Consider the following 14,765-nt stretch of genomic DNA (forward strand, 5'->3'; position numbering starts at 1 on the left):
GGCTTGCCCAGCCAATGGGGCTCCGTGGGAATGGCAAACGTTCTGTCTACGCCGCCGATGCCTGGCGTAGCGGCCGTAGCCTGAAGACCATGGAAGCAACCATCCATGGCCTGGAGCAGTCTTTCCTGCCGGGCCTGACACAGCTGCTAAAGGAAAGCGAACAACCGCAACTGGGTCCACGAATTGAAAACCAGTTCAAGGACGTTCTGGAGCACTTCCCGGAACTCCATCGCCCCATGACTGAGCTGCTTTCCAATGACGATGCCTTTTCCCTGCTCCAGGGCTTCTACGTTGACGTTTCCCAGTTAACCACTCTGATCAATGACCAGGCAGCGGTTGAACTCGGCGTCATTCGCGGCTTCAATTCCAGCGACGGCGACTGATGAGCAGCAACAGGCAACCCGGAGGTGCACTTATCAACCGCAGACAACTACTGAAAGCGGGGATGGCCGGAGGACTGGCAGCCACCCTGTCCGGCTGCAGTCTGCTGCCTCGAAAAGCGGATTACGCGCCAGATCAGTACGTCGGCGCCGTGGGACTGCCCGGGGGTAAGTTCGGCATTAGTGCCATCAACCGCAAAGGTCACCTCATATGGGAGTCACCGGTCGACACCCGTTGCCACAGCGGATGTGCACGCCCGGATGGCTCTCAGGTCATCTTCTTCGAACGCCGGCCCGGCTGGGCGTTTTACGGGTTCGACGCCCACAGCGGCAACAGGACACATCGCGTCAAAGCCGCTTCCGGGGAACACTTTGTCGGTCACGGAGTGTTCTCCCCCGACGGCCGCTGGCTCTATGTCACCGCCAGCCGCTACGAGCCGGGGCAAGGCATTATTGCCGTCTATGACGCGGAGCAGAATTATCAGCGGGTCGATACCTTTGAGCTTCAGGGCATTGGCCCCCATGAGCTGACACTGCATCCAGATGGGGAAACCCTGGTGATTGGCCTGGGCGGCATACTGACCCACCCGGACTACGATCGCCTCAAGCTGAACCTCGACACCATGGAACCCGCGCTGATCCTGATGAACCGCCGCAGCGGTCGGATTATTGGGCGGTTCAACCCTGCCCATCACCAGCAAAGCGCCCGTCATGTCAGTACCGGTTCGAACGGCCGGGTGTACGTTGCCTACCAGTACCAGGGGCCCCTTCACGAGTCCCCCGCCCTCATCGCGCGGCTGGAAGGCGGTGAGCTTCAGGAAATCCGATTCGAAGAGGATACCCAGGCAGCACTGGCCAACTACATCGCCAGCGTTGTTGCCCATCCCGAGAACGACCTTGTCGCTGCCGCGTCGCCAGTGGGCGGCACCGCCGTGGTGTTCAATGGCATCACTGGCGAACTGCTGGCCAGGGCGTCCATACCCGACTGCGCTGGCGTCCAGGCTTTGGCAGGAGGCGATTTCCTGATCTCCTCCGGACGCGGAAAACTGGTGCGCCTGGGGCAGGACAATCAGTCACGGCAAATCGCCGATCTGCCGGTCCAGTGGGACCACCACCTGGTCTGAATCACCCGCAACGCGGCCCTCCTGCCTTAAGGCAACTCGCCTTAGCTGGTATCCTTATGAGCCATTTGTTCAGGAGGACGGCAACTTGCCCGCCAGAAACAAGGACACCCTCGACCAGGTTTACAGCCTGATTGCCAACGAAGAAGACGCCCGGGTCTGCACGGACATCCCCGATGAAGCCTGCCGGGAGGTGCCACGCAACTTCTTCCTGATCCTCGGCAGCAATGTGCTGACCAAACTTGGTGACTTGCTGATCAGCCCCAAGACCGTGCTGGCCTGGCTTTTGAGCGCTATCGGAGCGCCTGCCCTGGTGGCCTGGCTGGTTCCGATCCGGGAGTCCGGCTCAATGATTCCGCAAATGGTGATCGGTGCCTGGGTCCGGCGCAAGCCTGTACGCAAATGGTTCTGGACCCTGGGAAGCTTTGGCCAGGCGGCCAGTGTTCTGGGCATGGCGGCGAGCGTCTGGTTCCTGGAGGGCTACGCCGCGGGCGCCGGCGTGGTGGGCGCATTGGTGCTGTTTTCCCTGGCCCGGGGGTTCTGCTCGGTGTCCATGAAGGACGTGCAGGGGAAATGCATCCCGAAGAAACGCCGAGGGCGGCTGTCTGGCCTGGCCTCCACCATCGGTGGGACCGCAACAGTCATCCTCACCGCCTTGCTGTTCTGGAACCGGGGTGACCCTGGCGTACTTTTCTACACCCTCCTGCTCCTGTTGGCTGCCTGCCTCTGGGTTATTGCCGGCTTTCTATTCGCCTCTGTTGATGAATACGAGGGCGAAACCGGCGGTGGCGGCAATGCGCTTGGGGACGCGTTCAAAAGCCTGTCCCTTCTCAGGGATGACGTGCCCTTCCGGCACTTCGTGATTACCCGCGCCCTGCTGTTGTGCTCAGCGCTGGCGTCGCCTTACTTTGTCGTGCTCGCCCAGAAAAACTCTGATACCGGGTGGCTTCTGGGCGTCTTTCTGCTGGCGAGCAGCCTCGCCAGTTCCATCAGCGCCAGCGTGTGGGGTTGGATGGCGGACGAGTCCAGCCGGCGGGTAATGATTCGCGGTGCCATTGTCGCCAGTGGCGCTTGCCTGACGGTGGGCCTGACCGCTTTGTTTGCCGGCGAAGCAACCTCCAGCATCTGGTTCTATCCCGCCGGGTTCTTCGTGCTGAGCATTGCGCATGCGGGGGTTCGACTGGGACGTAAAACGTATCTGGTCGATATGGCAGGCGGCAACAAACGCACCGACTATACCTCCGTGAGCAATACCGTTATTGGGGTGCTGTTACTGGCAACGGGCGGGCTGACAGCGCTGGTATCGATGATATCCGACGTGGCGGTGATACTGACGCTGGGCGCCATGGGGCTGGCCGGCGCCATCAGCGCCACCCGGTTAAGGGAAGTGACCGAGGATCAGTGAGGTTCCGGTGGCTTCCCGTCGTTCAACGCCAGGGCGCCTTTCACAATGCGGTAGATGATCCAGATGGAGATGCCCAGTAACACAAACCAGCCAATGATCAGTGGCGTCGTCACGATGCCAATCACCGTCCATAACAGCCCGATCCAGAAGGTTCGTATCTGCCAACGGAAATGAGGCTCTATCCAGGTGCTCTTTACGTCATCGAGCTTGACGTAATTGATGATCACACCCACCAGGCCGGTAATGCCACCGACAAAGAACGACAGCGCCTGCAGGATATAAACCAGCACCGCCAGGTTGCGGCCTGGCTCTTCACGTCGTGCTATGGGGTCTGCATTGGCGGGGATGTATTCGTGCTCGGACAAGTCACTCTCCTCTGGCTCCACACCCGCAGTGTATCACAGCAACAGGAGCCGGAAACCGCTGGAACTTAGCGGTTGTCCGGTTTGTAACCCAGGCGGAAGCCACCCCAGTGCTTGCCATTCACGTAGATCGGCACTGACAGGTCATGCATAACCTCGCCAGTATCCCGGCGGTAGGTCTGTAGCAGCATATTCTGGGTATGGCTGCCACACCGAGCACCGGTGCGGTCGTTAAACAGCCGTTTGCTGCGACTCTTTACCAGATCCACTTTCGGGTCGCCCGTTGGCGCATGGGCGAAATCACGGTTGTGGGTCGGCACATAGCCATCCGGCGCGGCGGCAATCGCGAAGACCATCGACGGGTGGGCCCCTTTCACCGCTTCCTGAACGGTGGGCAGTTGCTGATCGGTGAACCGATCAAAGCTGCTGGAATACTTCTGTGGATCGGTCTTGGGAATGGGGGTTCTTTGCTTATCAAACAGGGCGCTTTCTGCCAGTTGCCCATCGCGAACCGCTTTTTCAAAGAGCTTTCCAATCCGGTCCGCACCCTGCCGGGCCTGGTCGTAGAAGAAGCGGTGATAGCTTTCATCGCTGTTCAACGCAAATGCCGCGTTGGCCTCTTCCGCCAGTTCCATCAGTGTCGCTGCCTGCTGGGCAAGCGACGCAACGCTGGTATCGCTCTCGGTAATCTGATCCCGAACCGTTTCAATGGCCGACGATACCTGCTGCAGGCTCTGCTCGTTGTTCTGGTCAATCTCGGCAATGCGCGCCACCTGCTGCTGCACACGGTCAGACTGATCACGAATCTGATCAAGGCGCTCGCCAACGCTTTCAACTGACTCCAAGCCGGATTCAACGCTCTTGGCCAGGTCCTCGATCCGCGAAACAATCAGGGAGGTATCGGAACGTATTTCCTGCAGCGTTTCGGCCACCTCACCGGTTGCCTGCGCGGTTCGCCCGGCCAATTGCCTGACCTCGTCGGCAACCACCGCAAAGCCCCGCCCCTGGTCGCCGGCACGAGCGGCTTCAATTGCCGCGTTCAAGGCCAGCAGGTTGGTTTGTTCCGCGATGCCCTGAATGGTGGTGGTGACACCCTGGATCTTGTTGGATTTCTCGTTCAGTTCCTGAATTAATCTGAGGTTCTCGCTGGACTGCTCGTGCACGGCTCGCACGCTATTGATGGCAGTGGTCAGCGCATCACGGCCCTCAACGCTCACCTGACGGTTCTGCAGAGCCATGGTCGCAGCATCGGTGGCCTGCTGGGCGGATTCACGCACACTCTCGGTAATCTGACCCGCGTACTCCGCCATCTGTGCAGTTTCACTGACCTGTCGATCCAGGCGGTTTTTTAGTTGGTCGGCCGCGTGGGACACCTGGGCCGCAGAAATGGCACTTTTATCGGCACTGCCGGACAGGGTTTCCACCAGTGCCCGCCCTGCTTTGGCGTCCGCAAGGAGGCTTGCACACTGTTTGCCCAGCGGACTATCCGCTGGCAGCTTACCGGCGTTGAGCTGCTTGATGGAACGTTCAACCGGTTCCAGAACGCGTAACACCAGATACGCGGTGGCGACGACCAGGCCAATAACCACGCCCGCCACCAGCGACGCGCTATCCAACCCTATCAACGGCGCCACCAGGAAAGCCCCAAAGGCGACGACAACGGCGACTGACACCCCCACAACCAGAACAGGCCGACTGAGCAAACCCATATCCACCTCTTTATTTTCATTATTAGTGAATGCATCTTTTTTGACGATTACTCTTGAGAGTAAAGAATTGACCTTTACTTATAACTGCTACTTTAGTTGACCAATACTGGTTTTACGGCAGATCGATGAAAAACTGAAACAAAAAAGCCGTAACGCCGGAGACGTCCTGTTGGAAGAATCCGGCGTTACGGCTGGCTCTTGTCGGTGTGCGCCCGTGGCGCCTCTATCAGGCGATCAGGCGCCGATCACACCGCCATCGTCCTTGGTTACGATAACAGTGGCGTCGCGGGGACGGGACTCGGCCGCGTTCGGCCAGTTACCATCCGGGTGCTGGATGTTCACGAACATGGTCTTAACGTCCGGTGTGCTGACAACGCCAGTTACTTCACAACCTTGGGGCCCGACGAAGAAGCGCTTGATTTCGCGTGTCTCCGGATTGGCGGCCAGCATCATGTTGTTGAAGTACGGGTCAGCATCAGAACCATCGGTCTGGATCCACAGCCGGCCATTGTAGTCAAACCAGAGGCCATCCGGGCTGTTGAAAATATTATCATCGTTCAGGGAGACGACGGCCTCACCATCGACAACAGTTTCCGTACCCTGCTCGCCGGCGAAGACAAAGATGTCCCAGTCAAAGCTGGTAGCCGTGTGATCGCTACCTTCTTCAGTCCAGCGAATGATGTGGCCGGTGGCATTGGGAGAGTTCGGGTTGGCGGCGTTGACGTCGTCGAACCCTGGCTGGCCCCGGTTCGAGTTGTTTGTCAGGGTGAAATAGACCTCGCCAGAGTTGGGATCAACGGCACCCCACTCCGGGCGGTCCATCGTCGTAGCGCCGGCAATATCGGCTGCGAGGCGGGTATTCAGCAGAACATCAGCCTGGTTCTCAAAACCGTCGAACTGGATATCGCCGACCATGCCGCCTTCAGCCGCAGCAACCTTGCTGGCGAAATCCGCGTCGTCCAGATCCAGCGCCAGCCAGTCACCAGAGCCATCCTCGTTGAAGCGGGCAACGTACAGGGTACCCTCATCCAACAGGTAGCCACCGGCCGTCGCGGCGTAGTAGGGCTGAGACGACACAAACTTGTAGATGTACTCGAAACGGGAATCGTCACCGGAGTAACACACCACCGGCTCACCTTCCTTCGCCGGCGCAAAGATGACGCCCTCGTGACCAAAGCGTCCCAACGCAGTGCGTTTCTGGGGTTTGCTTTCCGGCGTAAACGGATCAATTTCAACCATGAAGCCGTAGGTGTTGGCTTCGTTGCGATAATCATCTGTAGCCGCCGCTCCGGTCGTGCTCACATTGAATCGCACATATTGGTCGGCCGCACTGTCTGCCAACTCCCAGTCGTATCGGCTGGAGCTGCCAACACCATGTCTGGTCTGCTCGCGAGGCTGGGTCGCATCGCTATTGGCAAAGTAACCGTGCCAATTCTCTTCCGCGGCCAGGTAGGTGCCCCAGGGCGTTGGGCCCATCGCACAGTTGTTCAGGGTACCGCGAGTTTCGGTCGCGTCGGGACTGTAGGTTGTGACCAGCTTGCTGTAACCACGTACCGGGCCACGAATGTCCATCTCGGTGTTGCCGGTAATGCGACGATTGAATGGGCTGCCGAAGACGACGTCCCAGGTACCGTTGGTGTCACGCTTGATGTGAACGACAGACACACCGTGAGCGGCAATTTCCTTGCGAACCTCATCGGCGGGTCGCACGCCACCGTTATCAGCAGCATTGGTCGGGCCATTGGCATGAATGAAGTCCTGCTCGATGTACTCATGGTTCATCACCAACAGGCCTTCCGTTGAGCTGTTGCCACCGGCCTTCTGGTCAATCGGGAAGAAATGGAGACCATCGTGGTGCATTCCAACCTGCTGTTCCTGATCGGCACCGGTATTGGTGCCATCGGCTTTATACTCGGGATAGGATCCGGTGATCGGGGTGCCCCAGGGAAGAAAAGCCACGGATGAGTATCCCTCGGGAACAACGACTTCATTGTCGCTGGATACGGCAACCGCCTTGAAACCAAGATCCGTATTGGCGGAACTTCCCCCTGTGGAGGAACCGTTGTCATCGTCGTCATCACTGCCACAGCCAGCCAGGCCCAACCCCATAACGCTGGCCAACGCGGCGCCAACGGAACCTTTCATAACGGTACGGCGCTGCATACGGGCCGCGAGGACCTGATGAAAGGGCGTGTTGCTTGAATGGTTGACGACGGGCTCGTAATTGGGATCCAGGTAGTTGGGATCCAGGTCATGCTTTGCCATGGTCCTGCTCTCTCTCGGGTGGGTTATTGGTTTTCGAGAGAACAGTGTCGGTGGGTTAGGTGACAGATTTCAGACAGTAAAAAGACAGTTTCTTTAACAATTTCTTACAACCAAAAAAGCCTGCCCATAAAGGGCAGGCCACAGACGCAATCTTATTGCATGGAGTCGCCGGCTTCCTCAGCGGCTTCGCCCATTTCCTCACCGGTCTCTTCCATTGCTTCGCCAGTTTCTTCGGCGGCATCTCCAGCAGCGTCCTTGGTTTCGTCCCAGGCGCTGTCATTCTGGCCGGTGGCATCTTCGTAGGTCTCTTCGACCGCATCGCCAGCGTCATCCGCCATTTCCTCAACGTTGTCGCCGGCTTCCTCGAGATCGACGCCTTCGTTGTCATCCTGGCTGCAGGCCGCAAGGCCCAGCGTCATCAGCAGTGCCAGTGCGCTCAGTGTCAGCTTGTTCATAACTGTGTCCTTTCTTTGGCGTGTGAAAACAACAGCGACAAGTCTACGGCCGTGACGGAGCGGGCACAATTACTTGGGAATTACGTTTTTGTTAGCAGCGACAATAAGTTAGCGAAAGCAATAACCTGTAGCCATTAATTGGCTCCGGCTACGACCTTACCGTCCAGTGTCAGCACGTGATCAAGGCGAACCATGTGCCCCCGCCCAAGAAAAACAAACTCCTGGCCAGCGCGACTGAAGAGATCGCGGATGACATCGTGGGTCGTACAGATCTGACCGGCATCGTCGCGATAGACAATCTCGGCCAGTTTTGAAGAGGTCAGATACTCCCGGAGCAAACTGTGAATTTCACAGCGTACCGGGCGATAGGCATTGGAGGCGTGTCCCGACGTCATGGCAGCTTCTTCCCTGTGGATGCAGCAGGATAGGAAAGCGCCCCGGTACGCTGAAACCTGCGTTCCGGGGCCAGCCTACAGTCTGGTTTAGATTGTGTCAGTCCGCCAGTTTCAGAACCACTCCGACTTCATGTTCATGCAGGTGTCGTCCTGGTTGCGGAGCAGCACCAGATCCTGTGCCACAGTGGGCAACTCCCAATGGAAGAAGTACTGGGCGGCCTGAAGCTTGCCCTGGTAGAAGTTCCTTTCTTCGTCGCTGTTGGCAGAACCGAGGGCCTTGGCGGCGGCGTTGGCCTGACGCAGCCACATCCAGGATACGATGATATGTCCGAACAGGTGCAGGTAGCAGGACGCGTTGGCCAACACCCGGTCGGGATCCTCCGACATCAGGGATTTACCCAGACTCTGGGTCACTTTCACTGCTTGCTGCAGGGTTTCACTGAGGGACAGCGCCCATTGCTGGCACCGATCGGTGGTGGCGGCTTCCAGGTCCACCTGCATTTCCTGCATCAGCAACTGCAGGCCGTGGCTCTGATCCTGCCAGATCTTGCGCCCCAGCAGGTCCAGTGCCTGGATGCCGTTGGTGCCTTCGTGAATCGGGTTCAGGCGATTATCCCGCCAGCACTGCTCCACCGGGTATTCCCGGGTGTAACCGGCACCGCCATAGACCTGGATAGCCAGGTCGTTGGCCTTCGGGCCGAACTCGGATGGCCAGGCCTTGATGACTGGCGTTAGCAGATCCAGCAACTTGCCGGCTTCCATCCGCTTCTGCTCGTCCGGATGGGTGTGCTGGTCGTCCATCAGGCGTGCGCCGTATAGGCACAGCGCCAGGCCACCTTCACTGTAGGCTTTCTGGGCCAGCAGCATGCGTCGCACATCGGCATGCTCAATGATGGGAACCTGGGGTGCCTCCGGGTTCTTTTCTGACGGCTTGCGGCCCTGCAGGCGGTCCTTGGCGTATTCCAGACTGTGCATGTAGCCACGATAACCAATCACGGCGGCGCCGAAGCCGACGCCCACACGGGCTTCGTTCATCATCTGGAACATGTACTTCAGGCCCTGGTGGGGCTCGCCCACCAGATAGCCATGGCAGGGTGCGTCGTCACCAAAACTGAGCGCCGTTGACGTGGTCCCGCGGTAGCCCAGCTTGTGAATCAGGCCGGCCAGGTTCACGCCGTTACGTTCAGTCGCGTTGCCTTCTTCATCCACGATGAATTTCGGCACGATAAACAGGGAGATGCCTTTTACGCCTGCCGGGGCGCCTTTGACCTTCGCCAGCACCATGTGAACGATGTTTTCGGTGAGGGACTGTTCGCCGCCGGAGATGTAGATCTTGGCGCCTTTGATCAGGTAATGACCGTCGTCAGTCGGCGTGGCCGAGGTGCGGATATCAGCCAGTGACGAGCCGGCGTGGGGCTCGGTCAGAGCCATTGTGCCGGTGAAGCGGCCGCTGAGCATGTGTGGCAGGAAGGTGCTTTTCTGCTGGTCGTTGCCGAACACGCGGATCAGGTTGGCGGCAGCGGTGGTGAGGAACGGGTAACCCGCAGTGCCCGGGTTAGCGGCGGTAAAGAAGCCGTTACACGCTGCCATGACGGATTCGGGGAGCTGCATGCCACCCAGTTCGTAGTCGTAGCGCCCGGCAATGAAGCCGGCATCGGCGTAGGCGTCAAAGGCTTCTTTGACCTGAGGCAGCATTTCCACCTGGCCGTCGACGAATTTTGGCTCGTCTTTGTCGGCGGCGCTGTTGTGGGTAGCGAATTTGTCACGGGCGATTTTGTCGGCGGTTTCGATGACGGCGTCGAAGGTGTCGCGGCTGTGTTCGCTAAAGCGCTCGCGTTCGCTGAGGCTTTCGGTGTCGAGTACTTCGTAGAGTTGGAACGCCAGGTCGCGGCGGTCAATCAGGGTGTCGGTCATTTCGGGTCTCCTGTTTATGGCGTATAGCCTCTCATACGGTTGTTTTTGTTGAAACCGGCGTTAATGACATAATCATGGTTAAAATTGCCATTTTTATTCTAGGTCTCCTTTTGTGAATGCGCGGCTTGTGGTGCTCGGCAGACGGGCACCAACCGGGAAGACCCTCCCGGGACACGCTGTGAATACGTCCGTGTACGCTTGACGGCAGCATCCTTGCTGCCGACAGTCCCGGGAGGGTCTTCCCGGCTGGCGCCCTGATTTGGAGGTGGCATGCGAACGGTTTCTGTTATTGGGTTTGATGGGGCGCTTGCCAGTGCGATTACGGGGGTTATCGACCTGTTTCGACTGGCGGGGGTAACCTGGGCACGCATCAACGATACGCCTCCGGAGCAGCAGTTCACCACTCAATTGCTGACCGAGGGTGGTCGGCCCTGTCGGTGTATCAATGGGATAACGTTGATGGCCGATGGGGACTGGCGGGACATTCCCACCGGTAATTCGCAGGCAGACCTGGTCATTGTTCCCACGATTGGCGCGCCGATTGCGCAGGTTCTGAAGGCCAATCCCGGGTTGGTTGACTGGCTCGGCGGCTTTCGGGAGGCGCCAACCGGACAGGTCCGCTTGGCCAGTAACTGCACGGGGGCGTTTCTGCTGGCGGAGGCCGGGTTGCTGGACGGGCGGCAGGCAACGACGCACTGGGGGTTCAGCAACCAGTTCAGAAAACGCTTTCCCGGGGTAGACCTAAAGCCGGAAAAGCTGATTACAGTGGATGGGCACATTGCCTGTGCCGGCGGTGGTATGGCGTGGTGGGATCTGGGGGTGTATCTGGTGGAACGCTACGCCGGGGCGAAGGTGGCGCGTGAACTGGCGAAGGCGTTTGTTATTGATGCGGGGCGGACCAGCCAGGCGCCTTATGGAGCGCTACAGGCCCGGCGCTATCATTCCGATGCCGCGATTCTGAAACTGCAGGACTGGCTGGATGTGAACTACACCCGGCCGGTGACGCTGCAAGCCCTTGCCGCATTCGCCGATCTAACGGAGCGTTCGCTGATTCGTCGGTTCAAAGCGGCAACCGGGGACACCCCCACCAGTTACCTGCAGATTCTGAGAATAGAGGCGGCCCGGCAGCATCTGGAGAATTCGCGGGTGGCGGTTGAAGAGGTCACGCGGCTGGTCGGTTATGAAGATGTCAGTTCGTTCAGCCGTCTGTTCAGGAAGCATACCGGCCTGGCGCCCGGCATTTATCGGGCGAGATTCGGAAGGTAACCCGAGCCTGAGCGCTTTTGGCCCGGGTTATGCTTAGTTTTCAATACAAGGCCAAAAGCCGAGGCAAAACGTAAAAATAACTGACACAGGCTACTCCCTGTGGAGGGTAATACCATGAACGCACCGCAAAAAAACCAGCAATGCGCACTGCTCAGTCGCCTTTACGACATGAAGCAGAAACAGCTACTTCAGGCCAGCCAGCAGGCCGATAGCCTTCGCTATCGGGTTTTGTCCGCCGAGGCAGACGCCATCAGCGAGGCTCTGAAAGCCATTCGGTAACCCGGGTCAGTCACCGTAACGATGACTGACGCCCAAACGGGTCACAAATGATCAAGATGATCACTTTATGACCAAAATTGTCCACCCGGTCAGATCCGGGCAGCCACTTCCGTCCCCTGCCGAATAGCACGCTTGGCGTCCAGCTCTTCGGCCACGTCCGCACCACCTATCAGGTGGGTCTGAATACCCCGATTGACCAAATCATCAAACAACGCCCGGAAAGGCTCCTGACCTGCGCATATGATGACGTTGTCTACCGCCAGAACCTTGCTCTCGGTGACCTTACCGTCCTTGTCGGACAGCGTGATATGCAGACCGTCATCATCAATTTTCTCGTAACTACACCCTCTCAGCATCTCAACGTCACGGTGCTTGAGGCTGTTGCGATGTACCCAGCCAGAGGTCTTGCCCAGACCACCGCCGACTTTGCTGGTTTTCCGCTGCATCAGGTAGATCTTGCGGGGTGACGATGTCGGCTTGCGCTTAGCTAGGCCGCCCGGCCCGTCGAATTGCGGATCAACGCCCCACTCAGCCTGCCAGTCTGCCATGCTGACCTGCTCTCCCTCGGGGTGATGACCGAATTCGTGAGTGAGGAACTCGCTGACATCGAAGCCGATACCACCGGCACCTATCACCGCTACCGACTGGCCTACGGGCTTGTTGTGGCGCAGAACATCGAGGTAACCGAGCACCTTCGGGTGGTCGATGCCATCAATTCTTGGCGTACGCGGTTTCACGCCCGTGGCGATGATCACGTCGTCAAAGCCCTGCTCTCCCAATACATCGGCATCCACGCGGGTATTGAGCTTCAGTTCAATACCCAGGATTTCGATCTGGCGCTGGTAGTAACGCAGCGTTTCATAGAACTCTTCCTTCCCGGGGATGCGCTTGGCGTAGTTGAACTGGCCGCCAATTTTGTCATCCGCTTCAAACAGCGTCACTTTGTGACCCCGCTTGGCGGCAGTGGTCGCGGCGGCCAAACCGGCAGGACCGGCTCCGACCACCGCCACGCGGCGGCTGACCGGAGCCACCGTCAGGACCAGTTCGGTTTCGTGACAGGCGCGCGGGTTCACCAGGCAGGACGCCCGTTTGAGCTGGAATACGTGATCCAGACAGGCCTGGTTGCAGGCAATACAGGTGTTGATTTCGTCGCTACGGTTCTGCTCGGCCTTGCGCACAAATTCCGAATCCGCCAGCAACGGTCGCGCCATGGACACCATATCGGCCTTGCCCGCCGCGAGGATTTCCTCGCCTTTCTCCGGGGTGTTGATGCGGTTGGTGGTGCACACGGGAATGTCCACTTCGCCGTAAAACTTGGCGGTCACATCCGCAAAACCGCCCCGTGGCACCGACGTCACGATCGTTGGCACTCGGGCTTCGTGCCAGCCGATACCGGTATTGATAATGGTGGCACCGGCTTTTTCGATGGCCTTGCCCAATTGCACCACCTGGTCCCAGGTCTGCCCGCCTTCTACAAGGTCCAGCATCGACAGGCGGTAAATGATAATGAACTCGGGGCCGACCGCTTCCCGCATGCGGCGAACGATCTCCACCGGCAACTGCATGCGGTTCTCGAACGGTCCGCCCCATTTGTCAGTACGCTTATTGGTTCTCTCACACAGGAACTGGTTAATGAAATACCCTTCCGACCCCATAACCTCAACGCCGTCATAACGGGCCAGTTTCGCCAGTTTCGCGGCGCTGACGAAGTCATCAATCTGCTTATCGACCCCCTTGGTGGAGAGCGCGCGAGCTTTGAACGGCGTAATCGGCGCCTTGGTGGCCGAGGCGGATACGCTGAACGGCTGGTAGCCATAGCGACCGGCATGAAGCAGTTGCAGGCAGATCTTGCCGCCAGCGTCATGAACTTCACTGGTGACATGACGGTGAAGCATGGCGGTGCCACGATGGTTCATGGTGGACGCCAGGGGCGAAAGCTGGCCGACAAAGTTGGGTGAAAAGCCCCCGGTAACCATCAACCCCACTCCGCCTTCCGCACGCTCGGCAAAATAACGGGCAAGCTTGTGGATGTTCCAGAACCGGTCTTCCAGGCCAGTATGCATGGAGCCCATAAGCACGCGGTTTTTCAACTCGGTGAAACCCAGGTCGAGGGGTTTCAGCAGGTTCGGGTAGGCAGCGGTCATGTTGTTTCTCTTTGATTGGTCGTCTGGTCGTCTCGTCTCATGCGGACGTTTTCATCAGGAGGCAACATGGTAGCATAGCGGCCTACGACTAACGTATGACATGGAACCCACACTATGAGCACACGCGATTCTGAACGGGTACTGATCACGATTGAGGACGGTATCGCCATCGTGACCCTGAACCGGCCGGATAAATACAACGGTCTGGACATGCCCATGTTCGAGGCGATCACCAGGGCGGCCAAAACCCTGAAGAAAGACCGCAGTGTGCGCGCCATCATACTGAACGGTGCCGGAGACGCTTTCTGCTCCGGGCTGGATGTGAAGACCGTGTCGAAGAATCCGGTGAATTTCCTCAAGCTGCTGGTCAAACCTGGCCGCAGGATCAGCAACCTTGCCCAGAATGTCGGTTATTTATGGCGGGATGTGCCGGCACCGGTAATTGCGGTTACCCATGGCTACTGTTTCGGTGGTGGTTTCCAGATTGCGCTGGGTGCCGACTTTCGGTTTTCCACCAGCGACTGCGAATTCTCCATCATGGAGAGCAAGTGGGGGCTGATCCCAGACATGAGCCTGACGGTGACCCTGCGGGAACTGGTGCCCATTGATCTGGCCAAGGAACTGACCATGACCGCGCGACGATTCGACGGCACGGAAGCAAAAGCCATGGGCCTGGTCAGCCGCGTTAGCGACGATCCCATGGCAGAAGCAATGAACTTCGCCCGCGAGCTGGCCGAGCGCTCGCCAGACGCCGTCGCCGCCAGCAAGCTGTTGTTCAACCGCAGCTGGAACGCCACCGACAGAACCGCACTGGACTGGGAAACAAAGCTGCAGAAGAAGGTACTCGGGCGGGCTAACCAGCGCATTGCCGTTGCCCGGAATTCCGGCTCTCCCGACAAACCCTACCAGGACCGCCGTGATTTCTGAACGCGGATAAATGGTCAGCGTACTTGACCTGCGTAGACGGCCACGTATCATCAGCCAGGGTAACTGATTATCGGAGCAACCATGACGACCGCAAGGTCCCTGGCTAATACACATCCCGGCTTTTCACCGGTCGCTGCTGATGC

At 58.6% G+C, this 14,765-nt stretch carries 13 protein-coding genes; 6 read left to right on the forward strand and 7 right to left on the reverse strand.

The window, feature by feature from the left end; all coding sequences use genetic code 11:
* From B3M52_RS02495 to B3M52_RS02505, 3 genes are all read left to right on the forward strand, one after another.
* On the forward strand, positions 1-383 hold a 383-nt coding region (locus tag B3M52_RS02495), incomplete at its 5' end, for an imelysin family protein (protein WP_286748668.1).
* Entirely contained in the window at positions 383-1,504 is a 1,122-nt protein-coding gene (locus B3M52_RS02500; RefSeq protein ID WP_075197062.1) for a DUF1513 domain-containing protein, read from the forward strand. The genes B3M52_RS02495 and B3M52_RS02500, both read left to right, overlap by 1 nt.
* 85 nt (positions 1,505-1,589) lie before the next feature.
* On the forward strand, positions 1,590-2,906 hold the full coding sequence (locus B3M52_RS02505) for an MFS transporter (RefSeq protein WP_075197061.1): 1,317 nt from the start codon (positions 1,590-1,592) through the stop codon (positions 2,904-2,906).
* Here B3M52_RS02505 and B3M52_RS02510 read toward each other — a convergent pair.
* The 6 genes from B3M52_RS02510 to B3M52_RS02535 all read right to left on the reverse strand — a co-directional run bounded on the left by B3M52_RS02510 (position 2,900) and on the right by B3M52_RS02535 (position 10,006).
* Positions 2,900-3,271: a DUF4870 family protein gene (locus B3M52_RS02510; protein ID WP_075197060.1), complete on the reverse strand. Its 372-nt coding sequence runs from the start codon at positions 3,269-3,271 to the stop codon at positions 2,900-2,902. The two genes, B3M52_RS02505 and B3M52_RS02510, sit on opposite strands and share 7 nt — an antisense overlap.
* Before the next feature lie 65 nt (positions 3,272-3,336).
* The gene (locus B3M52_RS02515) at positions 3,337-4,977 is read right to left on the reverse strand and encodes a methyl-accepting chemotaxis protein (RefSeq protein ID WP_075197059.1); all 1,641 of its coding nucleotides are present in this window, start codon (positions 4,975-4,977) and stop codon (positions 3,337-3,339) included.
* Between the two features lie 234 nt (positions 4,978-5,211).
* Positions 5,212-7,242, reverse strand: coding sequence for a PhoX family protein (locus B3M52_RS02520; protein ID WP_075197058.1), 2,031 nt, complete (start codon positions 7,240-7,242; stop codon positions 5,212-5,214).
* 152 nt (positions 7,243-7,394) lie between these two features.
* Positions 7,395-7,697, reverse strand: a complete 303-nt coding sequence (locus tag B3M52_RS02525) for a hypothetical protein (RefSeq protein ID WP_007154470.1) — start codon at positions 7,695-7,697, stop codon at positions 7,395-7,397.
* 134 nt (positions 7,698-7,831) lie between these two features.
* On the reverse strand, positions 7,832-8,092 hold the full coding sequence (locus B3M52_RS02530; protein ID WP_041332374.1) for a hypothetical protein: 261 nt from the start codon (positions 8,090-8,092) through the stop codon (positions 7,832-7,834).
* 111 nt (positions 8,093-8,203) lie between these two features.
* Positions 8,204-10,006 (reverse strand): acyl-CoA dehydrogenase, encoded by a 1,803-nt coding sequence (locus B3M52_RS02535; protein ID WP_036209548.1) that lies wholly within the window; start codon positions 10,004-10,006, stop codon positions 8,204-8,206.
* 270 nt (positions 10,007-10,276) lie between these two features.
* Between B3M52_RS02535 and B3M52_RS02540 the strand changes: the two genes are divergently transcribed.
* Both B3M52_RS02540 and B3M52_RS02545 read left to right on the forward strand, forming a co-directional pair.
* Positions 10,277-11,272 carry a GlxA family transcriptional regulator gene (locus B3M52_RS02540; protein WP_075197057.1) on the forward strand — a complete coding sequence of 332 codons (996 nt, stop codon included), beginning with the start codon at positions 10,277-10,279 and terminating at the stop codon, positions 11,270-11,272.
* Between the two features lie 114 nt (positions 11,273-11,386).
* The gene (locus tag B3M52_RS02545) at positions 11,387-11,551 is read left to right on the forward strand and encodes a hypothetical protein (RefSeq protein ID WP_007154474.1); all 165 of its coding nucleotides are present in this window, start codon (positions 11,387-11,389) and stop codon (positions 11,549-11,551) included.
* A gap of 89 nt (positions 11,552-11,640) precedes the next feature.
* Here B3M52_RS02545 and B3M52_RS02550 read toward each other — a convergent pair whose 3' ends face one another.
* Entirely contained in the window at positions 11,641-13,695 is a 2,055-nt protein-coding gene (locus B3M52_RS02550) for an NADPH-dependent 2,4-dienoyl-CoA reductase (protein WP_127401738.1), read from the reverse strand.
* A 114-nt stretch (positions 13,696-13,809) separates the two neighbouring features.
* Between B3M52_RS02550 and B3M52_RS02555 the strand changes: the two genes are divergently transcribed.
* Positions 13,810-14,622, forward strand: coding sequence for a crotonase/enoyl-CoA hydratase family protein (locus B3M52_RS02555; RefSeq protein ID WP_075197056.1), 813 nt, complete (start codon positions 13,810-13,812; stop codon positions 14,620-14,622).
* Positions 14,623-14,765 lie beyond the last annotated feature (143 nt).

Source organism: Marinobacter sp. UBA2688, from assembly GCF_002352785.1.
Lineage (GTDB): Bacteria > Pseudomonadota > Gammaproteobacteria > Pseudomonadales > Oleiphilaceae > Marinobacter > Marinobacter salarius.

Coding starts and splice junctions, on each gene's coding strand:
- B3M52_RS02500 (WP_075197062.1), top strand. CDS start 383: ATGAGCAGCAACAGGCAACCCGGAGGTGCACTTATCAACCGCAGACAA.
- B3M52_RS02515 (WP_075197059.1), bottom strand. CDS start 4,977: ATGGGTTTGCTCAGTCGGCCTGTTCTGGTTGTGGGGGTGTCAGTCGCC.
- B3M52_RS02520 (WP_075197058.1), bottom strand. CDS start 7,242: ATGGCAAAGCATGACCTGGATCCCAACTACCTGGATCCCAATTACGAG.
- B3M52_RS02525 (WP_007154470.1), bottom strand. CDS start 7,697: ATGAACAAGCTGACACTGAGCGCACTGGCACTGCTGATGACGCTGGGC.
- B3M52_RS02530 (WP_041332374.1), bottom strand. CDS start 8,092: ATGACGTCGGGACACGCCTCCAATGCCTATCGCCCGGTACGCTGTGAA.
- B3M52_RS02535 (WP_036209548.1), bottom strand. CDS start 10,006: ATGACCGACACCCTGATTGACCGCCGCGACCTGGCGTTCCAACTCTAC.
- B3M52_RS02540 (WP_075197057.1), top strand. CDS start 10,277: ATGCGAACGGTTTCTGTTATTGGGTTTGATGGGGCGCTTGCCAGTGCG.
- B3M52_RS02545 (WP_007154474.1), top strand. CDS start 11,387: ATGAACGCACCGCAAAAAAACCAGCAATGCGCACTGCTCAGTCGCCTT.
- B3M52_RS02550 (WP_127401738.1), bottom strand. CDS start 13,695: ATGACCGCTGCCTACCCGAACCTGCTGAAACCCCTCGACCTGGGTTTC.
- B3M52_RS02555 (WP_075197056.1), top strand. CDS start 13,810: ATGAGCACACGCGATTCTGAACGGGTACTGATCACGATTGAGGACGGT.